Annotated in this window: 20 protein-coding genes; 10 read left to right on the forward strand and 10 right to left on the reverse strand. The window is 45.6% G+C overall.

Annotated features, from left to right (window positions below; translation table 11 throughout):
• The first annotated feature begins 132 nt into the window (after nucleotides 1-132).
• Nucleotides 133-1,398, forward strand: coding sequence for a kynureninase (kynU, locus tag ACYVE4_RS10090; protein ID WP_461039542.1), 1,266 nt, complete (start codon nucleotides 133-135; stop codon nucleotides 1,396-1,398).
• A 12-nt stretch (nucleotides 1,399-1,410) separates the two neighbouring features.
• Here the strand turns inward: kynU and queG are convergent, their stop codons facing one another.
• Nucleotides 1,411-2,349: a tRNA epoxyqueuosine(34) reductase QueG gene (queG, locus tag ACYVE4_RS10095; RefSeq protein WP_461039543.1), complete on the reverse strand. Its 939-nt coding sequence runs from the start codon at nucleotides 2,347-2,349 to the stop codon at nucleotides 1,411-1,413.
• A 235-nt stretch (nucleotides 2,350-2,584) separates the two neighbouring features.
• Here queG and ACYVE4_RS10100 point away from each other — a divergent pair, with 235 nt between their 5' ends.
• Together ACYVE4_RS10100 and dnaJ are read left to right on the forward strand one after the other, a co-directional pair.
• Nucleotides 2,585-3,190 carry a nucleotide exchange factor GrpE gene (locus tag ACYVE4_RS10100; RefSeq protein WP_461039544.1) on the forward strand — a complete coding sequence of 202 codons (606 nt, stop codon included), beginning with the start codon at nucleotides 2,585-2,587 and terminating at the stop codon, nucleotides 3,188-3,190.
• A 96-nt stretch (nucleotides 3,191-3,286) separates the two neighbouring features.
• The gene (gene dnaJ / locus ACYVE4_RS10105; RefSeq protein WP_461039546.1) at nucleotides 3,287-4,447 is read left to right on the forward strand and encodes a molecular chaperone DnaJ; all 1,161 of its coding nucleotides are present in this window, start codon (nucleotides 3,287-3,289) and stop codon (nucleotides 4,445-4,447) included.
• 49 nt (nucleotides 4,448-4,496) lie between these two features.
• On the opposite strand, the gene ACYVE4_RS10110 is transcribed toward dnaJ, so the two are convergent.
• Entirely contained in the window at nucleotides 4,497-6,494 is a 1,998-nt protein-coding gene (locus tag ACYVE4_RS10110; RefSeq protein ID WP_461039548.1) for an ATP-binding protein, read from the reverse strand.
• 102 nt (nucleotides 6,495-6,596) lie between these two features.
• Here ACYVE4_RS10110 and ACYVE4_RS10115 point away from each other — a divergent pair, with 102 nt between their 5' ends.
• Nucleotides 6,597-8,888, forward strand: a complete 2,292-nt coding sequence (locus tag ACYVE4_RS10115) for a C1 family peptidase (protein WP_461039550.1) — start codon at nucleotides 6,597-6,599, stop codon at nucleotides 8,886-8,888.
• Here ACYVE4_RS10115 and ACYVE4_RS10120 read toward each other — a convergent pair whose 3' ends face one another.
• The gene (locus ACYVE4_RS10120; RefSeq protein WP_461039552.1) at nucleotides 8,889-9,071 is read right to left on the reverse strand and encodes a hypothetical protein; all 183 of its coding nucleotides are present in this window, start codon (nucleotides 9,069-9,071) and stop codon (nucleotides 8,889-8,891) included.
• A 376-nt stretch (nucleotides 9,072-9,447) separates the two neighbouring features.
• On the opposite strand from ACYVE4_RS10120, the gene ACYVE4_RS10125 reads away from it, so the two are divergent.
• The 6 genes from ACYVE4_RS10125 to ACYVE4_RS10150 all read left to right on the forward strand — a co-directional run bounded on the left by ACYVE4_RS10125 (nucleotide 9,448) and on the right by ACYVE4_RS10150 (nucleotide 14,152).
• Nucleotides 9,448-9,648 (forward strand): hypothetical protein, encoded by a 201-nt coding sequence (locus tag ACYVE4_RS10125; RefSeq protein WP_461039553.1) that lies wholly within the window; start codon nucleotides 9,448-9,450, stop codon nucleotides 9,646-9,648.
• On the forward strand, nucleotides 9,641-10,474 hold the full coding sequence (locus tag ACYVE4_RS10130; protein WP_461039555.1) for an SPFH domain-containing protein: 834 nt from the start codon (nucleotides 9,641-9,643) through the stop codon (nucleotides 10,472-10,474). Before ACYVE4_RS10125 ends, ACYVE4_RS10130 begins: the two co-directional genes overlap by 8 nt.
• A 100-nt stretch (nucleotides 10,475-10,574) precedes the next feature.
• A complete protein-coding gene (locus ACYVE4_RS10135; RefSeq protein WP_461039557.1) occupies nucleotides 10,575-10,832 on the forward strand; it encodes a hypothetical protein in 258 nt (85 codons plus the stop codon).
• Entirely contained in the window at nucleotides 10,829-11,329 is a 501-nt protein-coding gene (locus tag ACYVE4_RS10140; protein WP_461039559.1) for an anthrone oxygenase family protein, read from the forward strand. The genes ACYVE4_RS10135 and ACYVE4_RS10140 overlap by 4 nt, the downstream gene beginning before the upstream one ends.
• A 114-nt stretch (nucleotides 11,330-11,443) precedes the next feature.
• Nucleotides 11,444-13,042 carry a Na+/H+ antiporter gene (locus tag ACYVE4_RS10145; RefSeq protein WP_461039561.1) on the forward strand — a complete coding sequence of 533 codons (1,599 nt, stop codon included), beginning with the start codon at nucleotides 11,444-11,446 and terminating at the stop codon, nucleotides 13,040-13,042.
• A gap of 27 nt (nucleotides 13,043-13,069) precedes the next feature.
• Nucleotides 13,070-14,152 (forward strand): winged helix DNA-binding domain-containing protein, encoded by a 1,083-nt coding sequence (locus tag ACYVE4_RS10150; RefSeq protein ID WP_461039563.1) that lies wholly within the window; start codon nucleotides 13,070-13,072, stop codon nucleotides 14,150-14,152.
• Here the strand turns inward: ACYVE4_RS10150 and lgt are convergent.
• From lgt to ACYVE4_RS10185, 7 genes are all read right to left on the reverse strand, one after another.
• Nucleotides 14,052-15,089: a prolipoprotein diacylglyceryl transferase gene (lgt, locus tag ACYVE4_RS10155; RefSeq protein ID WP_461039565.1), complete on the reverse strand. Its 1,038-nt coding sequence runs from the start codon at nucleotides 15,087-15,089 to the stop codon at nucleotides 14,052-14,054. The two genes, ACYVE4_RS10150 and lgt, sit on opposite strands and share 101 nt — an antisense overlap.
• A gap of 162 nt (nucleotides 15,090-15,251) precedes the next feature.
• Entirely contained in the window at nucleotides 15,252-18,206 is a 2,955-nt protein-coding gene (locus ACYVE4_RS10160) for a protein O-mannosyl-transferase family (RefSeq protein ID WP_461039567.1), read from the reverse strand.
• A 133-nt stretch (nucleotides 18,207-18,339) separates the two neighbouring features.
• A complete protein-coding gene (locus tag ACYVE4_RS10165) occupies nucleotides 18,340-19,218 on the reverse strand; it encodes a bifunctional 5,10-methylenetetrahydrofolate dehydrogenase/5,10-methenyltetrahydrofolate cyclohydrolase (RefSeq protein WP_461039568.1) in 879 nt (292 codons plus the stop codon).
• A gap of 544 nt (nucleotides 19,219-19,762) precedes the next feature.
• A complete protein-coding gene (locus ACYVE4_RS10170) occupies nucleotides 19,763-20,119 on the reverse strand; it encodes a CHAT domain-containing protein (RefSeq protein WP_461039569.1) in 357 nt (118 codons plus the stop codon).
• Nucleotides 20,116-21,147: a CHAT domain-containing protein gene (locus tag ACYVE4_RS10175; RefSeq protein ID WP_461039570.1), complete on the reverse strand. Its 1,032-nt coding sequence runs from the start codon at nucleotides 21,145-21,147 to the stop codon at nucleotides 20,116-20,118. Before ACYVE4_RS10175 ends, ACYVE4_RS10170 begins: the two co-directional genes overlap by 4 nt.
• Before the next feature lie 54 nt (nucleotides 21,148-21,201).
• Nucleotides 21,202-21,873 (reverse strand): tetratricopeptide repeat protein, encoded by a 672-nt coding sequence (locus tag ACYVE4_RS10180; RefSeq protein WP_461039571.1) that lies wholly within the window; start codon nucleotides 21,871-21,873, stop codon nucleotides 21,202-21,204.
• Nucleotides 21,870-22,298, reverse strand: a complete 429-nt coding sequence (locus tag ACYVE4_RS10185; protein ID WP_461039572.1) for a tetratricopeptide repeat protein — start codon at nucleotides 22,296-22,298, stop codon at nucleotides 21,870-21,872. The genes ACYVE4_RS10180 and ACYVE4_RS10185 overlap by 4 nt, the downstream gene beginning before the upstream one ends.
• Nucleotides 22,299-22,786 lie beyond the last annotated feature (488 nt).

A 22,786-nucleotide genomic window follows, 5' to 3' on the forward strand; every position in this document is an offset into this window, starting at 1 on the left:
TTCAGCAGACAGTTTTTGAGCCTCTGATCTTACTAAATACGGTCAGGAAATTTGGTCTATTGTGACAACTCGCTCTACCGAATTGCCGAAGGGAGATAGCCAATTTACTTACTTTTTCGTTTATATTCCTATATGAACTACGAACGCTCGCTCGCATTTGCCCAAAAACTCGATCAAATGGACCCGCTCAGGCATTTTCGTGAGCGTTTTCACATTCCTCAACGCCATGGAAAATCCATAACTTACTTATGCGGAAACTCCCTCGGTTTACAGCCTAAAAGCGCACAGGCGGCACTTGGTCAGGAGTTGCTTACCTGGCAAAACCTAGGGGTTGAAGGCTGGTTTGAATCAACCGAAGACAATGAACAGCCCTGGCTTAGCTACCATACAACTTGTAAAGCCGCTCTGTCCGCAATTGTGGGGGCCAAACCCGATGAAGTTTGCCCGATGAATGCGTTAACGGTGAACCTTCATTTACTCCTGGCTTCTTTTTACCAACCGACTGATAAGAATTATAAAATACTGACAATCAAAGGCGATTTCCCTTCTGATCAATACGCACTGGAAACGCATATCAAGCATCATGGACTTACCGTAGCCGACGCACTCATTGAAATAGCTCCACGTCCCGACGACGGCTTGATTCACACAACGGATATTCAGAAAGCCATCGCTGAACATGCCAATACCCTGGCGCTGATCTGGATGAGTGGGCTAAATTATTATACGGGTCAGGTGTATAACATGGCGGCTATTGCCGAAACCGCTCAACAGCACTGTATTCCTATCGGTTTCGACCTCGCCCATGCGATTGGCAATATTCCGCTCCAACTACACGATTGGGGAGTTGATTTTGCAACCTGGTGTTCGTATAAATACCTTAACGGCGGACCTGGTGCCGTATCAGGGGTGTTTGTTCACCAGAAACATCACGAACAGAATTTACCTCGTTTAGCTGGTTGGTGGGGTTATCGGCAAGATCGACGCTTTGAGATGACACCTGGTTTTCTGCCTGCTCCCGGTGCCGATGGATGGCAGGTCAGTACGCCCAACATTCTGGCGCTGGCCCTCCATCGGGCAGCGATTTCGATTACTGCCGAAGCCGGTATCGTAGCGCTCCGTCAGAAAAGCGAAACGCTGACAGGATTTCTGGAATACTTACTGGCTCCATTCGATGAAATCCAGATTCTCACGCCTGATGATCCCAACCAACGCGGTTGTCAGCTCTCTCTTCTGGTTCGAAAACACGGAAAAGAGGTTTTCAGGCATCTGACCGATCAGGGCATTATTGGCGACTGGCGCGAACCGGATTGTATACGTCTGGCTCCTACGCCCTTGTATAATACGTATGAAGACGTTTGGCGTGTAGCCGAAGCATTAACGCAATTTTACCATTAGAATGGTTTGGCGCTATTGCTCAGGTTGATTAAACTGAATATTTCGTTTCAGCCCTTCCAATTTAGTACGCTTCACGGCCGACCGACGAAAAATTTCACGAAATACCTCTTCCGTAATTTCCTCCCAGTCCGATTTCGTAAACGCAGCTAAATGCGGATGCGGATCGAAAGCGGGCGTTTGGTGGGGTTTGGCAAACCGATTCCAGGGACAAACATCCTGACAGATATCGCAGCCGAATATCCAGTTATCAAACTTTCCACGAACATCTTCTGGAATAGCCTCTTTTAGCTCAATCGTGAAATAGGAAATGCATTTACTGCCATCCACAACATAAGGCCCTACAATGGCATCGGTCGGGCAGGCATCAATGCAGCGGGTGCAGGTACCGCAGTAATCAGTGATGGGACCATCGGGTTCTAATTCAAGGTCAAGAATCAACTCTCCGATGAAGAAAAACGATCCTATTTCCCGATTAAGCAGGTTCGTGTGTTTTCCAACCCAGCCAAGCCCCGCGCGTTTCGCCCAGGCTTTATCCATCACGGGTGCCGAATCGACAAACGCCCTGCCGCCTACTTCACCAATCTCTTCCTGAATATAGGCCAGCAAATCCTTCAGTTTATCTTTTATAACAAAGTGATAATCTGTACCATAGGCATATTTCGAGACCTTAAACTCAGCCTCACCCTCCGGCAGTCGCTGCTCAGGGTAATAATTCAATAGTACCGTGATGACAGACTTCGCATCGTCGACCAGCAAACGAGGATCAAGTCGTTTATCGAAATGGTTGGCCATGTAATTCATTTGGCCGTGCATCCCATTCTTAAGCCAGGTCTCTAGTCGAGGAGCTTCTTCTTCCAGAAAATCCGCTTTGGCCACACCGCAAAAATCAAAGCCCAATTCGAGCGCTTTGGTTTTAACGAGTTGCGTATACTGGCGAACGGGCAAATGCATACTATAGTTTGATGAAAGTGCAAATCCAGGCTTGTTACCTATATGATACTGAACGATAATCTACATTTTTTAAATCCTGCCAATGGGTCAAATCTCGAGGATCCCGGCTTGGAAACATGACATTCCAAAAATTCTCGACCCAGAAATTGTGTCAACTTGGCAGACAATGTGGTTTTGGCCGGTCTTTTGCCCATCTTTGCGTATGAATTTCTGGAAGCGAAATAGGAACTCATCAATGGAAAATAAAGACATTTTGGACGAACAAGCGTCTATGGATACTCAACAACCTGACAACCTGACAACCGAAGAAGCCGTAAACGTAAACGGCGGAGAAGCAGAGGAAAGTACAGGAACCGCACCAGCAGAAGATATTGTTGCCGAAACTGAAACGTCGGACCGCGACCGGACCGGCAGTGAACTAGCAGAACTCAAAGATAAGTATCTCCGTTTATACGCTGATTTTGAGAACTTCCGTAGACGTACAGCTAAGGAAAAACTTGATTTGATCGGCAATGCGAATGAGGGCGTATTAAAAGCGCTGATTCCGGTTGTCGATGATTTTGAGCGGGCCATGCAGTCGATGGAAAATACGGATGATGTGGCTGCGCTGAAGGAAGGTGTTGCCCTGATCTACAACAAGTTATTCAAAACGCTGGAAGGTAAAGGTCTGAAACCAATGGCCTCGAAAGGAGAACCATTCAATGCAGACCTTCATGAATCGATTACGCAGTTTCCAGCCCCCAGCGACGATCTGAAAGGAAAAGTAATCGACGAAGTTGAAAAAGGATATTACCTGAATGACAAGGTCATTCGGTTTGCAAAAGTGATAGTAGGAAGTTAAAATAATGAGTGAATGAGCGAATGAGTGAATATTGACAGATTACCAGTATGGTTGCGTCAGCTATTCACTCATTCGCTCATTCACTCATTCAAAAATATGGCAACGAAGCGCGATTATTACGAAATTCTGGGCGTCTCAAAGAACGTCACGTCGGAGGAATTGAAGAAGGCCTATCGGAAAATGGCGATCAAATACCATCCCGATAAAAATCCTGACGACCCAACCGCCGAAGAAAAATTTAAGGAGGCCGCCGAAGCCTACGACGTTCTGAACGACCCTCAAAAAAAAGCGCGTTATGATCAGTTTGGTCATGCGGGTATGAGTGGTGCGGCAGGCGGTTATGGCGCTGGTGGGCCTACGATGGAAGATATTTTCAGTCAGTTTGGCGACGTTTTCGGCGACGATTCTCCTTTCGGAAGTTTCTTCCGGGGTGGAAACGGAGGTGGCGGACGGCAACGCGTTCGGCGGGGTTCCGATTTGCGCATCAAGCTGAAGCTGAATTTACAGGAAGTTGCCAACGGTATTGAAAAGAAAATTAAGGTAAAACGTCACGTTACCTGTAACACCTGCGGGGGCAATGGCTCTAAAAACGGAACTTCCGTACAAACCTGCTCGACTTGTAGCGGTACCGGCCAGACCCGTAAAGTAGTGAATACAATGCTCGGTCAGATGGTATCGACGAGTACGTGTCCAACCTGTAATGGCGACGGTAAGATCGTGACGGATCGTTGCGACGCTTGTTTTGGTGAAGGCCGCGTTTTACAGGAAGATGTTATTCCGATCAAGATTCCAGCGGGCGTTGCTGAAGGTATTCAACTATCGGTGGGTGGTAAAGGAAACGTACCTCCTCGCGGTGGTGTTGCCGGTGACCTATTGATTGTGATTGAGGAGGAGGAAGATCCCGATCTGAAACGAGATGGTAACAATGTGGTGTTCGATCTGTACGTCAACTTTGTGGATGCCGCTATGGGCACCAGCGTTGAAGTACCGACTATCGACGGAAAAGCACGTATCACGCTCGATCCAGGTACGCAAAGTGGCAAAATCCTGCGTCTGAAAGGAAAAGGTATTAAAGAATTAAACGGCTACGGCCGGGGTGACGAGCTAGTCCACGTCAACGTTTGGACCCCAAAAACACTTTCCGCTGAAGAGCGATCTCTGCTGGAAAAGTTGCGTAACTCACCGAATTTCCAACCGAAGCCCAACAAAAACGAAAAAGGCTTCTTCGACAAGATGAAGGACTTTTTTCACGGATAATTAACTGATAACCAGCCAATAAAATAAAGCCCAGCCATCTGACTGGGCTTTATTTTATTGTGGTGGGCAACTCGATAGTAAAAACAGTGCCTTCCCCTTCCTTACTCAATACGACTAACGATCCTCCGTGCCCTTTAGTGATGATATCGTACGAGAGGGATAAACCCAGGCCGGTGCCTTCACCAGTTGGTTTCGTCGTGAAGAACGGCTGAAAAATCTTCTGCTGAACGGTTTCGGGTATGCCTGCTCCGTTATCTGCCACCTGAATTTGGACACTGGTCGGCAATCGCTTTGTCGTTAACGTTACGATGGGTTGATAGCCGACATCACTTTTGCCTTTCTGCTGCACGGCGTAGAATGCATTGGTAAACAGGTTCAACACCACTCTGCCTAGCTCCTGATTCATTACGGTTACTTTACCCACAGTTGGATCAAAGTGAGTCACGAGCTCACAATTAAACGTCTTATCCTTCGCACGCTGTCCATGATAAGCTAGCCGCAAATACTCATCGGCCAGGGCGTTCAAATCAGTAGGCTGGCGTTCACCCGAGCTGGTACGCGAGTGCTCCAGCATTCCTTTGACGATGTTGCTGGCTCGCCCGCCATGATGCTGAATCTTTTGTAGGTTTTGAGTGAGATCGACTAGAATTTCGGTGGCATAGGCCTTTTCTGCATCTGGCAGGTGTTGAAATGGACCTTCCTTTAATTCATCGACCAGTTCTGTACTTACATCTGAAAAATTATTAACAAAATTCAACGGGTTTTGAATCTCATGAGCGATGCCTGCCGTTAGCTCGCCCAAACTGGCTAATTTTTCCTTTTGAATGAGTTGTGCTTGGGTAACTTTTAGCTCATCCAGCGCACTTTCCACTTTCTGCCGTTCAGCATTAATTTCGTCTCGTTGTTGCCGAAGTAGCCTATTCGCTTTTTGTTTGTGGCGGTTATTACGATATTGAATGAGTGCAATGAGCATAAATGCACCAATACCACTTACCAGTAAATACAGCAGGATGCGGGTCCGATACGATTCTTCGAGACGTTTGGCGTCTTCCTGACGCATCTTCTGATTGAACTCGATAGTCTGAAAACTTTTAATTTTTTCGGCATTTTCCAGGCTGTCTTTGGCTACCGAGGCTATTTTCAGATAGGCTAGTGCCTCACTAGGTTCCGGCGTCTCGTAATAGTCAGACAGGATCGTGCTGGCTTTTAGAATCGTATTGAGCATATTGGACGACTGGGCCAGTTGCAGCGACTTTTTAGCGTAAACAACCATAGAGTCAGACTGATGGGTCGCCTGAAAAATCTCTGCCATTTCCAGATAAGTTTGACTCAGCGTGCGGTCGTTTTTAACAGCTACAGACGTTGGAATGCTCTTTCGATAATACATTAACGCCTGTCCATAGCGGTTCATGCGTTTGTAAATATTCGCCAGAATCATCAATTCAATCTGAATATCAGCTGCTTTCTGCTGAAGCGCATAGTCATAGGCAATACGCGTGTAAGTCTGGGCAGAATCCAATTGATTGAGAAGTGCGTATTCCGAACCAATATTCGAGAGTGCAATGCGCTTTAAGGCTAAATTGGCCAGTTGGGTAGCTAATTCACTGGTTTTCTGATAATAGGCAATGGCTTTGGACGAATTTTTCTGCTCCGAATACAGATTACCCATATTGTTATAGGTCCGGGCGAGGGCATCTGCATCGTTATTGATTTCGGCAACAGTAACCGAGGCTAAATGCGATTCCAACGAACGGTCATAATTACCTGTAAGCCGGAAAATGGTACCAATTCGATTCAGTATACGAGCTTCTCCACGCAGAAAATCCACTTTTTGGGCGATTTTTAGACCTTCCCGCGCGTATTGCATAGCCACAAATGGCTTCGAATACATCAGCGATCGGCTCAGTTGATCGAGTACCTGAACGCGGGCGGTATCGGCAATGGATTGGGTGAGCAGATTTTGCAGACTGTCGGATAGGCTCTGCTGGGCCAGCGTTTTCAGGCAGCAGAAGCTCAGTACAAAAAAGAGGACTAACCGATTTTTCATGAAAAAGAGGTTACGGAACAAATATACGTTTACGCCATTCGTTTTGTACTGATTTTCAGATAGATTAGCTTAACAAAGCCTAAACTACCATTCTGAAACACGATGAAATTTTTTCCCCTACTCATTCTTCTCCTGAGTTGTTTTCAGGCTCAGGCCCAGTCGGTGGCTAAGCCGCCAGTGCCCCAACTACACGTCGTTTTCGTAATGGAGCAACGTGAGCTCGAGTTCGGGCGACTCAATATGGAAAACGACTCACTCATGAATCTCTTCGTTAGGAAAATTCATCTTGAATTACAGTACCCGATGCGAATCAGTCGCCTGGATCAATCTAATTTTACCCGAAAGGCATTGCAGGATACGATTACAGCGATGAAAACGTCCCCCAACGATATTATCATCGTCTATTATTCCGGTTATGGTCTTCCTCCAACTAATCCAGCCGATAATTTCGCCAACTGGCGGCTATCCGATATGAACAAAACAGGGCTGCCTGTTAGTGAAGTAGAAAATTGGCTGAGAGCCAAGAACGTACATCTTGGCGTACTGATTGCCGATTGTAGCAGCCAACGAATTGACCATACTCCTCCGGCAGTACCAGAGGCCACAACTGTTGAGGGTATCATACTTTCTCAGGAGATTATTAAACAGCTCTTTCTCCGCACGAAAGGCATAGTTAAGTTGGGAAGTTCTACTCCATCAGCCCCAGGCTACCTAAATCTGGCGGCTAAAGTGAATAAACTAAATCCAGGAACGCTGTTTACCAACGCTTTATGCACTGCTTTCGGCTCCTTATTGGAGTCTTCCTCCCCTGATATATTACCCGGTCTATCGTTTGAGACACTTCAATCGTGGACATCGAGTAATATAAACTTTATTTTACGAAAATCGAACTATGTTCAAAAGCCAGTTCTGGAAGTTAAAAACTGGGCTGGTTCCATTATTGTCCGAAAACAGAGTAGGGGTGTTCCCCCAATAGGAACACGCTGGCAGGGGCTTTTGGTTAACGAGTATGATTACGACCAGTTACCCCAAAAGTGGGTAAGCCAGCCAACCAAACAGCTGCCCCCCCGGATAGATATGTCTATTTATGCACCTCCCGTTATCGACCAAGGTGAAAAAGGCACCTGTGTAGCGGTATCAATCGGGTACTATATGCGATCTATACTGGAGGCTAGAAAACAGGGAATTACGGATAAATCTCAAATTTTGAAACGTAGTTTCTCGCCTTTTTACCTCTACGCCAATCTTAAGATGGCCTATGATTACAGCTGTACATCCGGAATTGATGCTGGTCAGGCGTTGGATTACATCAAGCAAAATGGCTTACCCGCTTTCTCGGCATTCCCTGATCCAAATTCCTGTCAACTAAATCAAGAGTTCCGAATCAATCCTTCTTCCAGAATAGAGGACTATGTAAAGCTGTTTAGTATTACAGATCCTAAAGAAGCCAAAGTAGTAGCCGCAAAACAGGCATTGGCGGAGTGGTCGCCCATTGTGGTGGGAATTCAGACTACTGGCTCGATGGCAAATTTATCGTTTACCCAGACCTTAGTGCCCCGACTGAAATCGTTTGTGTCGGAGTTAATGGCTAGCGATAATGCCTCAGGCCCGAAAATGGAATGGCGCCCTTATCAGGCAAATTCGCTGGATTTTGGCCATGCCATGTGCGTCGTCGGGTACGACGATACGATGCTGGGCAACGGAGCATTTAAGCTGATTAACAGTTGGGGAAGCCCCTGGGGCGATAAGGGCTATTTCTGGATGTCGTATGATACCTTCGGCCGATTCGCTAAATATGGGTATCAGGCCTTTCTATCGTCAACTATCAGGCCTTCCGACAACCTTCTCGATACGGATTTGACCATATCTCATGGAGCGTTCACGGGCGAAGCATTGCCGTTTACAACCTCTTCCAATAGTTCTCAATTGATGACGTACACCCTTACACAACCGCAGCGAACAAATACGTCATTCAAGTTCACATTGGACGTAAAAAAGCAAACGTATCTCTATCTGATCACATCTGGTGAGGCAGACAGCGCAGCCAGTAAAGTACTTCCACGGCCAGGCTACAAGATGATTATCACCCCCGGAAATCGACTAAACTATCCCAGTGATAATACACGCCTGATCCTTGGAGGAAGCGTCGGTCAGGAGTATTGGCTATTTTTATTTTCAGAAAAAGAAATACCCAATATAGATGACTACCTTCTGTCGATGAACTCATTAAAAGGTACATTTCCTAACCGAGCCATGAGGGCCTTTAGTGATATATTGATTTCTAAGAGGTTAATCAGTTACAAACCGAAGAAAATGGGCTTTTTTTTACGGAACAATCCGCAAGTCAGGGAGCGAATTGTTCCGTTGTTGGTGACGATGAACCACGTACCCTGACTACGATTTTTTCGAGCGAGTGCTGAAAAAGTAAATAGCTGCTACCACAACTACCAATCCAACTACCCAAACGATTGTACCAAGGCCAGATGAGTGTCCTCCGCCTGTATCATTTTTGGGTTGTGCAAGAACAATTGATGAGGCTGTCATCAGCCATACGGTGGGTAAAATCACTTTTCGCATACGAAGTTGGCGTTAAACGTTTAATCCTGCTAAATGTATGTAGAAAACTCATTATCAGCGCATACCTACTTTTATTAAGAAATTATCTAAGCAAGCTCGCTGTAAAACCTGCAAAAAATAGTGCTATGCAACCTGCCTCAGGTTGACGCGACTTTCGTATGTTCCAGCTACAGTCGGATTGAAGATTGTATACCTAAGAAAAGCCACGTTTTGACTGTACGTATCCATTAGAAGTAGGATTGAATGGCTTAGCTAAAGACGAGCAGCGTACATAGGAAATTAGTAATTTGGTCACGTGCTAGCGCCGATTATCCGGCCTAACAACCGAAAACTAAATCAGTTAGCTAAATCGCTGATTCATCCTGTACATTTAGCCATGAGCATACTTCGAGTTCTTCAACTCTTCGCCTTTCTGGTCGTCACGGGCTTCATGCTGGAAGCTGTTTATTGGTTACTGAATCAACGCAGCGATACGTTACCGATGATAGCTGGGCTGGTGCTGCTTGTTTATCTATGGCTGACGGTCCGGTCAAAATTCTTCACTAAAAACCCTTTCACTAATCACCACCATGAGTAAATTACGCATAGGTATTTGGGCTGTTGTTGCTCTGATTCTTGTACTTATCATTAGTAAATCCTGTACCACCGTCGACGCTTCCCACGAAGGTATTAAAGTCAGCAAAATAGGCTCTGATCGGGGAGCCAGCGACATTGAAAATGTAACGGGTTGGATATTTTACAATCCCCTTACTTCCTTTATTGAACAGTATCCGACGTTTACCCAAACCAAAGATTTTGATCCGTTCAATGTCAGCGCCAAAGGCGGAACGCTGTTTAAAATTGACCCTACACTGAACTATCACCTGGTGAAAGGCCAGGGCGCTAACGTCTATCGCAAATACCGCAAAGAGCTGCCTGACATTGAGAATAATATTCTTCGAACCATTGTCTACAACTCGTATCGCGATGTAGCGAATGCGTTTACCCCCGATTCGCTGGTGAATAATCGCGTTGGTTTTGAAGAAAATGTAGAAGCCAAACTCAGAAAGGCGTTATCTGACGATGGGTTTGCGTTTGAAAACATTACTTCCAACCTGACTCCTCCCGAATCGCTTCAGGCCATGATTGATGCGAAGAACACGGCTGTCCAGAATGCACTACGTCTGCAAAATCAGATTGCCGCCGAAAAAGCATCGGCAGAAATTGCCGTTACGAAAGCCAACGGGATTGCCCGGGCAAAAATTATTGAAGCGGAGGCCGAAGCGAGAGCCAACGAGCTGAAGCAGAAGACCCTCACGCCTTTGCTGGTTCAGCAGGAATGGATTAAAAAGTGGAACGGTCAGCTACCGACAACTCAATTAGGTGCCAATAGCTCCACGATGATTCAATTACCCGTTAAATAAGGTACTCGATCACCAACTGATAATGTGCCAGACTATCAGTTGGTGATAAATATGATTCTGTGGTAAAGTTTACGGCCAAAGGCGCTGTTAATTTTAGGGCATGAAACTAAGCTGGACTTTTTATCCGAAAGGTGAACCTGCGTCGATCACGCTAACGGTGATTTATATACCGGATCTGGATACAGAAAATTTACCCGGTGGGGGTTTCCTGCATCCAGAAACGAATACAGCTTTTGTAGACTGGGCCACCTATAAACGGTTTGATTCGACCGATGTGGCTGGCCGGAAAGATGCCTTTCAGCAATTGACGCCAATTAATGATATTTCGGCATCACAGCTTCAAAAACACCGACAATGACCTCCCTTCCTACACTCCTGTTGATCTGTGCTACAGTTACAACGGCACTCATCGCTGGCCTTTTCTACGGGTATTCCTGCTCAGTAAATCCAGGATTGGGCCGGCTATCGGATGTGGCTTATTTATCGGCCATGCAATCCATCAACAAGGCCATTCTGAATCCTCTATTTTTCGTCAGCTTTATGGGGGCTCTGGTTTTGTTGCCCATGACGACTTTGCAACATTATAGCCAGCCCATAACCGTTCGTTTCTGGGCTCTCCTGGCCGCTACCCTCATTTATCTACTTGGCGTTTTTGGCATTACGGCAATGGGGAATATTCCTCTAAACAATATGCTGGAATCGTTTTCGATTCAGACCGCTTCGGCCGAAGAAATGGCTAATTTACGAGCCCGATTTGAAATGCCCTGGAACAACTGGCACATGATTCGGACAGTAGCGTCCGTGATAGCCCTTGTGCTCATGGTTATGGCCTGCCTCAGTCCCAAAACGGAATAATGCCAGGAATAGGCTTAGTCAGAACGGGCGAACACATGTCTGAAAAATTGGAGCTTCCTTTTGACAGGAATCAGGACATATTAACTTCGCTGAATACTTGTTTTTCTGTACTGTATGCACCAAACATTACTGCTTTGTTTGTCGTTAATGCTTGCGGTTACGCTGCTGGTAATGGCAGGTCAGCGGCTGCGCATCCCTACCCCTATTTTTCTGGTTATTAGCGGCTTAGTCATTAGTTTGATTCCGGGTATTCCCCGTGTTGAAGTCAATCCTGAACTTATCTTTCTCATCTTTCTTCCACCCCTACTCTACGAAGCGGCCTGGTTTATGTCGTGGAAAGAGTTCTGGCGATGGCGCCGGATTATTACCGTTCTGGCGTTTGGCCTGGTTATCGTAACGGCTTTTTCGGTCGCTTATGTTTCGAGCGCCGTTATTCCGGGGTTCACACTGGCGCTTGGCTTTCTGTTAGGCGGTATCATTTCACCACCCGATGCCGTTGCCGCTACGTCGGTTTTACGAGGAGTCAATATATCAAAATCAGCCCTCAGTATTCTGGAGGGTGAAAGTCTGGTGAATGATGCAGCAAGCTTAGTGGTTTTCCGTTTTGCGTTGGCTGCGGTTTCAACAGGTACGTTCGTCTGGCAGACAGCTTCCGTTGATTTTGTTTTAGTCACAATTTTAGGGGTAGTTGTGGGATTGGGGATAGCTGTTGTATTCTACGCCATTCATCGATGGTTACCTACCTCAACCCGAATCAGTATTTTACTGACGTTCATGGCTCCTTATATTATGTATATGACGGCCGAGGAATTTGAGGTTTCTGGCGTTATGGCGGTTGTCAGCGGAGGGTTATTTCTCTCCAACCAGAGCCACGTTATACTCAACCACAGCGCGCGCATTCAGGGAACAGGCATGTGGGCTACGGTTGTGTTTGCCCTGAATGGATTGGTTTTTATTTTGATCGGGCTTGAGTTACCAGTTATTATCAATAGTCTGGAAGATTATTCAAAACTGGAAGCGATTGGCTATGCCTTACTGGTTACCGCCGTTATCATTGTTACTCGTATACTTTTTTCGTTTGCCTCAGCCGGATTCACCGAATTTATCGGCCAATACATTACTGTTGCCCGACGCAAGGTTGGGTATAAAGCGCCTATGATCCTCGGTTGGGCGGGTATGCGCGGAGTTGTGTCGTTGGCATCGGCCTTATCTATTCCGTTGACAATTAACAATGGAGAGCCTTTCCCCCACCGTAATCTGATTCTGTTCATCACGTTTGTCGTGATTCTGGTCACGTTGGTTTTTCAGGGGCTGACTTTACCACTTGTCGTTCGATGGGTCAATTACCAGGACCCGGATCATCGACTTCCGGAGGAAACTCAGGAATCGATGATCCAACTCAAACTACTTAAAGTAGCGTTGAAACATCTTAATGACAATTATGCCGATGAAATTAGTACCAATGACTTATTAGAAAATCTTAAAAATCGACTGGAGACGGATACGCATCAAACAAAACGACATCTGGATTCAATTGAGAACGACGGTGAACACGTTACTCGTTACAATGAAGTGATGACCGCTATTCTGAACGCAAAGCGTGATGAGTTACATCGACTACGCAGAAAACAGGAATTCGATGATGAAATCATTCGTCAGGAAGAAGCCCGAATTGATTTAGAAGAAGAAAAGATCAGCCATCCTATTCACTGAACTACCTAAAGCTAGCCTTGATTCCGTATGATTCTTTCCGATGTAGCGCGCGTAAGGTTGGTCAACCAACAAATTGAAGAGTCGACATTCCGAACACCAAGTGAACTAGTGAGTTGGATGGGCGCGCTCCAGGGGCAGGATGGCAACATGGTAAAATGGGCAATGGGCGTCCGACTGCCCGACTATACCGAGGCCCAAATTACCCACGCACTCGATTCTGGCGAACTCGTTCGAACGCATCTGTTACGACCTACCTGGCACATTGTGGCTGCTCAGGATATTTACTGGTTACTCGACGTAACTGCACCGCACGTAAAAACCTTGCTAAAGTCAAGCCTTAAATCATTGGAAATCAGCGAAGAGTTAATCGTACAGAGCCATACAATTATTGAAAAAGCGTTGATTGAACATACGTATCTGACTCGAGGAGAGTTGATGCTCGAACTCCAGAAATCGTCGATTCGTACGGATGAAAACCGGTCGGCTCACTTGATGATGCGGGCTGAATTAGACGGAATTGTCTGCAATGGTCCGATCAATGGAAAGCAAATTACGTATGCGCTCCTCGAAGAGCGAATTCCTAAACCACCCTCACTGACTCGTGAGGAAGGCTTAGCAAAACTTGCCTACACATATTTCAGTAGTCACGGTCCTGCTACGATACTGGATTTCGTCTGGTGGTCAGGTTTATCGGTCACCGATGCGCGCCGAGCTTTGGAGATGATTAAATCTGATCTTAATTCGGAGCTGATTGGTAATCAGACATATTGGTTTCGCTCCACACTCCGTACAGGTTTTGCCAGGACTAAGACAATTCATTTGCTGCCCGCTTTCGATGAATACACCGTGAGTTATAAGGATCGGAGCGCTGTACTTTCAGCCGAAGATCAGAAACAGGCGATTTCAGCAAATGGTATATTCAGCCCAATCATTGTGCTGGACGGTCAGATCATCGGTGTTTGGAAGCGGGTTTCGAAGAAAGAGAAAGCGGTTATCGAACCCGTTTTTTTTAAACCAGTCGATAGCTCAATTGTACAGTTGCTGGCAGAAGCGATTGATCCTTACAGTCGTTTTTTAGGACAACCAGTAGAGATTGCTTATCGGGTGTAAGGAGCTGTTTTTCAGAAATAAAATCTTCACATCTGTTGGAATGAACTTGCTCTGAAACTGGCAAAGCCGACTGATAATTGCACTGACAACAAAGGCTTGATGACTGAATAACCAAGGCTACTGGAATTAAGGAAGTAGGTCTGATAAAATTTCTTAATAGTAAGATCAGACCAAGTAAAATGGCTGGTATACTCAACAGTTGCCCCATATTGAGGCTCATACTATCTTCAAAGGCCACTTGGTTTTCCTTGTAGAACTCCCAAACAAACCGTAGGCCAAATACCCAAATTAGCGATATACCAAGCATTGTACCCGGTTTTGATTGGCTACGGTAGTTTTTCCAATACCAAAATAAGATAAAGAAAAGTACCAGATAAGATAAAGATTCGTATAACTGAGTAGGATGGCGGGGCACCTGGCTATAATCATGATCTCTCAGGAAGATGAACGCCCAGGGAACATCTGTTGGCTTCCCGAAGATTTCGGAGTTCATTAGATTGCCAAACCGAATGAAAGCTCCTGCCAATGCTGCGGTGATACACATTCGGTCACTAACCCATAAAAACGTTTGCCCGCTGGCTTGACTCGACTGACGGCGTGCGTAAAGCCAAAGGCCAATAATGACCCCTAGAATACCCCCATGGCTAGCCAACCCACCAAAAGGCGGAGTTATGATGTATAACGGATTTTGAATGAACATATAGGGTTCATAAAACAAAAAGTGACCGAGTCTCGCTCCAAGAATCGTTGACATCACCATTGTCAGTAGCAGCGAATCCATATCAGCAAGGGGCTTCTTCTCCGTCCTGAAAATGTGGGTTGTAATCCGCACTCCGATCAGAAATCCAGCAGCGAACAGCAAGCCATACCATCTCACTGGCCAGGAGCCAATACGAACGATTTCAGGATCAACATTCCAGATAATGTATTGAAGCATAGTTTCTTATTGTCTAATCTGTTATACTCATAAACCCTTAATTCTACAAAATAGAACGAAGTGACGGATATTACTTATTTAGTTGGCACGTTAGCTTAAAACAAAACCTCCCGAAAAAATGAATCTTTCGGGAGGTCGATTGATTAGCTGATGCCCATGTGATCAACCGAACGAGTTGATATGCTTCTGGAAAATCGCTTCGTATTTGTTAGCCGCAGCCGTTTGTTTGGCTTCTTTGCAGGCTTCTACAATTGTTTGCAAAATATACAGATCAGAGTCCGTACTACCGAAACGCCCCTTGCCACTCTTATAATAGGTCAGATTCTGGTCAGCGCGCGAAGCCATCGTTTCAGCAATGTCGAGCGCCTTTTTATTATCACCTAATTCAAACAGGAAGCGTACGTAGTTCGACGAAATCTGGTCGTACGGAATACTCTTGTCCGGAATAACCTTCAACGAGTAATTGAGTACTTCCTGCGCTTTGTCTTTCTTACCTTCCCGCATAAGCTGATCAGCGAGTCGGAAGAAGGCAATTCGAGCCGAAATTACGGGTGGTCCTTTGTAGGTTTCGTCGTAATACGAGTTCGGATTGTCGAAGTCACGCCAGAACGTCTTCTTCGTCATGTTCGTATACATGATGTCGGAGTTCACATAACCATCCGTTGCGCCCGGAATAGCAACTGGCATCAGTCGATAGGCATAGCCTTCCAGCTGCATGTAATTCTTCAGACTCAGGTAGTTATCACTAGCCAGCGTACTTGAAAAATAGATTGGTCGTTGCCAGTTGTTGGTGGCAATAATATCGAGCATGATCAGATCCGGCTTATACAGATCTTTCTTGCCGATGGTCCACTGCAACGTATCTTTCATGAGCGGACGGAGATTGGCCGGCACGAAATTCGCCTTATCAACTGCTTCTTTATTAATAGGCAGGAACAGTACCGATGATGGCAAAATGCTCGTCATGTCTCCACTCGTCAGCGGTACCTGAATAGCCGGATTATTCGTCTTAATCAGGTTGATATACTGCTTCAGATCGATTCCGTTTTTCACCCCAGCCACTTCGTAGAACGGCACGATATCATTCTTGCCTTTATTGAAGTTGTCGAATTCCAGCGAAATCGGTAACGCATCCGACAAATACGTCTTACGCTTCATTTGCTGAATGTACCATTCCGTACCCAACAAGCTCAGGTTACACACCCGCACATCCGTACGGAAACCCTCTACTTCCTGTACATACCAAAGCGGGAATGTATCGTTATCGCCACCTGTGAAGAGTACCGAATTGGGTGCGCAGGAATTGAGCAGATTTTTGGCAAAATCGACCGACTGGTAACGGTGGTCGCGATTGTGGTTGTCCCAGCTTTTCGCGCCCATCATAACCGGAACCAATAAGCATAACCCTGCCACCAGTCCATTCCGGGCAACATCGGCTTTAATTACATTCCGCAACCCTTCGGCTAGTGCCATTACACCCAAGCCCAACCAGATTGCGAAGAAATAGAACGAGCCTACGTATATATAATCTCGTTCACGAGGTTCGGTTGGCGGAGAGTTCAGGAAAACTTGCAAAGCAATACCCGTGAATAGGAAGAGTAATCCTACAATCAGGAAATCGCGACGGCGACGGAAATATTGGAAGGCAATTCCGAACAGACCCAATGCAAATGGCAACATATAGAAATTGTCGCGCGCTTTGTTGTTCTTCAGCAAGTCGGGAGCCCCGTTGTCTGACGACCAGGGCAACAAATAGCCTGCCCCTTCTTCATCACTTTCCCGACCGGCGAAATTCCACATCAGGTACCGCCACCACATATGTCCTAATTGATAACTGAACAGGAATTTCAGGTTATCGCCCATTGTCGGCTTTTGTCCTTCAGCAAGTCCGAGCATCTGCCGATATAAAGCTGGGTGGTTCTGCTGGGTGCTATACACACGGGGAAACAACATCTCATCGCCCGGAGAATAAACATACTCTGGCTGGTGATCGAAAACGACGTATTTCTTTCCTTCTTTTTTCCAGATTGGTGCTCCTTGTTTCTGATCAATCGGGCGCGAGGTGAAGACCGGACCATACAGCAACGAACGGCTACCATATTGTTCCCGACGCAGATACGACAGGAAGTTCAGTTCATCGCTAGGATCATTTTCGTTGATCGGCGGATTGAAGTCTGCCCGTACCAGCACCTGCATATAAGACGCATATCCGATCAGGACAAACGCCAGAGCCAGTAATGAGGTATTGAGTACAACACGCTTCTGCTTCGCCGACCAGATAATCCCATAAACAATAGCCCCCAGGAAGACAACGATAAAGAAGTTAGCCCCTGTTGTAAACGGTAAACCAAGCGTATTAACAAAGAAACGTTCAACGGCAAACGCCATACCTGGCAGCCCTGGAATGATACCGGCATTGATAATTGCCAGCACAACCAGACCTATGCCAGCAGCGATTACACCACCCCAGAACGTTGGTTTTGGTTGTTTTTTGAAATAGTAAATCAAGGCTAAAGCTGGTAGCGTTACCAGGTTCAACAAGTGAACGCCAATGGATAGACCCGTTAGATAAGCAATGAAAATAAGCCAGCGATTAGCCGCAGCTTCATCATCGATTCGCTCCCATTTGAACGCTGCCCATACGACAATAGCTGTGAAAAATGACGACATTCCGTATACTTCGGCCTCAACGGCTGAGAACCAGAACGTATCCGAGAATGTATACGCCAGAGACCCTACAGCACTAGCTCCCAGTACCAAAAGTGTGTCGCCCATCGTGTACTCACTCTCCGATTTTCCGAGAAGTTTCTGCGCCAGCATGGTAATTGTCCAGAACAGAAAAGCAATGGTGAACGCACTCGCCAACACTGATGCCATGTTTACCCAATAAGCCACATTGGTTAGATCGCCAAACGACATCATGGAGAAGAGTCGACCGAGCAGAAGAAAAAATGGCGCGCCAGGCGGGTGCGGCACCTGAAGTTTAAACGAACACGCAATGAATTCGCCACAGTCCCAGAAACTAGCCGTCCGTTCAACGGTCATCGCATAGGTAATCAGCGCGACAACGAAAACAGCCCAGCCTGTGAGGGTATTCAGGCGTTTGAAAGATTGCATACAAATGAAGATTAACGGATTACTTTTTGTGTACGTACAGCCAAAATTACGCAAAAACAAGGCCGTACAGGTTAAGGCAGCCTGTTAAAGTTTGTTAAGGTAGCGTATCTACTGTGATTGGAGATAAAGTAATTTAATACACTTCTCCCCTGGCAGCTTTCAATGTATTCTGCATGAGCGAGCAGATGGTCATCAGGCCGACACCACCGGGAACGGGCGTAATAAAACTCGTTTTAGGTGCTACCTCATCGAATTTCACGTCGCCTTTCAGGGAAAAACCGCTTTTCTTACTGGCATCGGGTACGCGTTCCAGGCCCACATCGATCACAACGGCACCTTCTTTCACCATATCGGCGGTGACGAATTCAGGTTTCCCTAGAGCAGCTACCAGAATATCGGCTGTTCGGCAGATTTCGGCCAGATTTTGCGTACGGCTATGGGTTAGCGTAACTGTACAGTTACCTGGATACATATTACGCTGCATCAGAATTGACATCGGCAGGCCGACAATCTGGCTACGACCAACCACAACGCAGTGTTTTCCAGACGTTTCGATATTGTATCGTTTAATCATTTCCAGAACGCCCTGTGGTGTAGCGGAGATATACGCAGGAAGTCCTTTAGCCATACGACCAATATTGATGGGGTGAAAACCATCCACGTCTTTAGCCGGATTGATGGTTTCCATAATGCGGTCGGGGTTGATATGATCAGGAAGCGGGAGTTGGACGATCAGCCCATCCATATCCGGATTTTCATTCACTTCGCGTACTTTATCAAGCAACTCAGCTTCTGAAACGGAAGGATCGAATCGGATGAGTGTTGAATGCATACCTACCTCTTCGCAGTTTTTCATTTTCGAAGCTACGTAGGTTTCCGAAGCACCCTTGTTACCGACCAGAATCGCTACCAAATGAGGAATTTTGCCACCCTGCTCACGAATCTGTGCTACTTCAGCTGCGATTTCCAGTTTAATTTGAGAAGAAAGAACCTTACCGTCTAAAAGCTGCATATGAATTATAATTATCTAATAGTCAATTCAATACGGTCTTGAAGTTCAGTCTAGGATACAAATAAGATACACACTATATATCAACTGTCTATTGACTAAATCCGTATTTAGCTGCGAAAGTACCATCTTAAGAGAGAAATTAAATATTCTTTTTGATAACGGTTGTGAGTTATTTAAAATGCTTTTTCATCCATAGGGCGCGTTTAAATTGTGTTATTATGGTAGGCTGTACGATTATTTATTGTCCAGATACTACTACTAATAACCTTTTGCAGTATTAGACAACAGTTGACGATAATCTCGACCTCCGACCCATTTTTATACTAATATTGTATAATAGGTTGGTATAGCCAGATTGAAATTAATAGTGCGAGAAAGCATGTATTTGGTATTCCGAGCGAGATTAATGTCTGAGCGAAAACCAAGTGCCTTACTCAACTAACACAAACGCAGCCCAGCGATATGGTTCATTGGGATATTTATACCGTAGAGTTTTCAGGGTAGCCTGGTAAGCTTCACGTATGGGTTGTTGTGCCGACAATTTCTAGTAAAAGAGAGCCATGTATTCGGCAATGTAATCATCTCGAACTTTCCACAAGCTTATCAAAAGATACCTAACTCCAGCCAGTTTGAATGCCCGTTGTAAGCCAAACACACCTTCAGAAGTGATCTGGCCGAGCCCCGTTTCACAGGCCGATAAGACGGCTAATTTCGTGTTTGATAAGTCAAGATCAGACACTTCCAATGCTGTCAGAATGCCGTCATCCATACCGGCTATGGGTTTGCCCCCAAGCCAGACATGATTGGCCCCGGCCATCGCCAGGCCCGACCGCAACAGTGGATTCTCGGCCCCGGCGAAGTTATTGGGAAGTTGCCCCAACTTATTATTTACAGGATTCACTGGACCCGGATAGAAATACCCGTGGTAGAAACATGCAGTGCGTCTGGTCCCTGACCTGAATGGACCTTGACCTGCTCTTCAGTCGCCGAGGTGTTGGTATACCAGCTAACCCCTTGCTGCCAAGTCACATACTTTTTCATACTGTCTAATTCCACAATTGTACCAGGTAATTCGCTAAACGGCTTATTATGCTGACCTGCTTTCAGATCCGACTTTACCTGTTTTGATCTGGTTGGTATAGCCCGGCGGGCCAGGGTCAGGCTATCAATGCTATATACGATATTTCCATACACTGCAGCTGTAAAGTTCTTTGGTAGATAGTCGATGCTAGTTCGCTGCACTAATTGCCGCGTACTGCCTACCTGTTGAAGTGTCAGGCTGTCGGAGAGTCGAGTAGCAATGTATCTGGGGTGGGGCAGAGCTGCAAATGCAACCTGGTGGAGATTACCAGCGGGGGCATAGTACACCGTTTTTACACCTGCCAACAGTGAAATAATTGGCTGCCAGATTAGGCGGGATAGGGCAACTCCCTGGCTAACTTCCGCGCTACCAGTAACGGATTTTGCCTTAACCCCTTCCCGAAAGATGGCATTCACCTGTGCTTCAACAGTTTCTCCTGACCTGGCTAGTAGTTTATCTAATTGTCGCTGCTCAAAAAGGCGAACAAAATGAGGTTGTACATAGCCAGGCCGGATGACGAAGGCGGCATAGACCGTACTATCGTTACAGTTACACTTATCATTGTGGTCATCAAACGAAACGAATTCGATAGCGGCTTCTCTTGGCTTTAGTGATTGTAATACCTGCGGCCATTGAATGAGAATGTCTTTCCGAATATCCCGAAATTGTTGGGATTGCTGGTTTAGTTTTTGCTCTAAGCCATCGGCCCTAGTTTGCAGTTCCGATACGTTGGAGCGTTCCCTTATTGGGCGACTATATTGGGTAGCCAAAGCCGCTTTAACGGTTTTAAGTTCAGTAAATAGCTGACGTATATTGGCATCAGGACTTTTTTCTAATGTCCGGTACAAACTTTGACCGGCGTTGAGTAGCAAACCACTATGAAAAAGCGCAGTATTAAACGCCTAACCTGCCAAATCAGGTTGTTGGCGGTGATGACGAAGTGCGAAAGAATAGCCGTAGGTGAACTTAGAATTATGAGCGTCTACATAATTGGCTTGTTGTTGCTGGGAAGAAAAAGATAAAAACTGCACTAATTGCTGTTGAAACGACGTGTATGTTTCCTTCAATTGCCATACTGCCTTAGAGTACTGGCCAGTAATCTGGTATATCCTTGCCAAACTTTCTGAAGCCAATGCATAGTTTTCATGAGTAGTACCCAATGCAACTTTGGCTATAGCTTGTGCTTCGAGGAAGCGTAATTCGGCTTCTTCGTATCGTCTTAGGAAATATAATTGTAAGCCTATATTGTTGAGAGTTGTCCCATAATCAGGGTGATTTGTTCCAATGATGTTTTTATTAATAGCTAAAATCGCAGTGTATACCTTTAGGGCATCCTCATATTTACCTTCAAACTGCCACAAGGCTGCTCTATTATTAAGTGCTCCCAAGTATTCGGCACGAATCGGCCCCTTTTCAGCTTGAAAAATACGTAAACACTCGTCAAGTGCTCTGGATAGATCGGGTAAGCTTTCTTTATATTGTCCCGATTTTATGTAAACCATCACAATATTGTTCAAGGTAATTGCGTAACCAATAGCCTTTTTACCTAATACAGTTTCCCGAAAGGCATTCATTTAGTTTGGATAAGGCTTGTATTCGTATAAATTACTCCTATATTATTGAGAATGGTGGCATAAATCGCACTTTGCTTTCCCGATCTTTTGGCATACACATCCAGTGCCTTTTCAAGCCATGGTAAAGCTTCTCCATATTGGCCAGTATGAAAGTACGCATTGGCTAAAACGGCCAGCGCTACTGGATAGGTTGGATAGGTTTCTCCAATTCCCTGGGCTATGTTGAGTACTTTTTGGACCATTTTAAGTGCTTGACCGAAGTTACCTTGTCCATTCAGGATTTTTATCTGCTCATTTAATTGTAAAAATGAATCTACTTTAGTTTGATTTTGAGCGTAGGATGCGTTAGGCAGCAGCATGGTTCCAAGCAGAAGAAGGAAGTAAAAGCGCGTGGACATAACAAGTAGGACTAATTCTTGATTCATCTCCTCCAAAGTACAAAAGGAATTGAATTCATAGAACAGAAAATTCCACCCTGACAAAAAGTGTAAGAATTAGATCTACCTTAACACAACTGATAGACACAGGTGGCCTTGGAAGAACCCTTATCCTGCCCCCTTACAGCATGCCGCTAAATCGGACCATCTTCATTTTGGTGCATTCCAAAATAAAGCCCCGGGGTGGAGTAGGTAATGCGAGCCCTCGTAACTCAAACCTGCCTTTACACTCATTTTTTGTTGTCTATCCTGGCAAAGTGTTTATTTTATGTTGCCGCCTGCCTACCAAATGGTATACCCATTAGGGCAATCAAAATAAGGCCAATATTACTCTATAGCGATGTCTTCATAGTATATAACTACTACAGGCAATGGGCGCGATAGTAGTGCTGAGGAGTTAGATCATAAAAAGGATTAAAAAAGTAATTACTTAGTTATGCATTCGGGTATATATAAATTGCATTAGCTATTACAAT

This window comes from Spirosoma harenae (genome assembly GCF_054776975.1).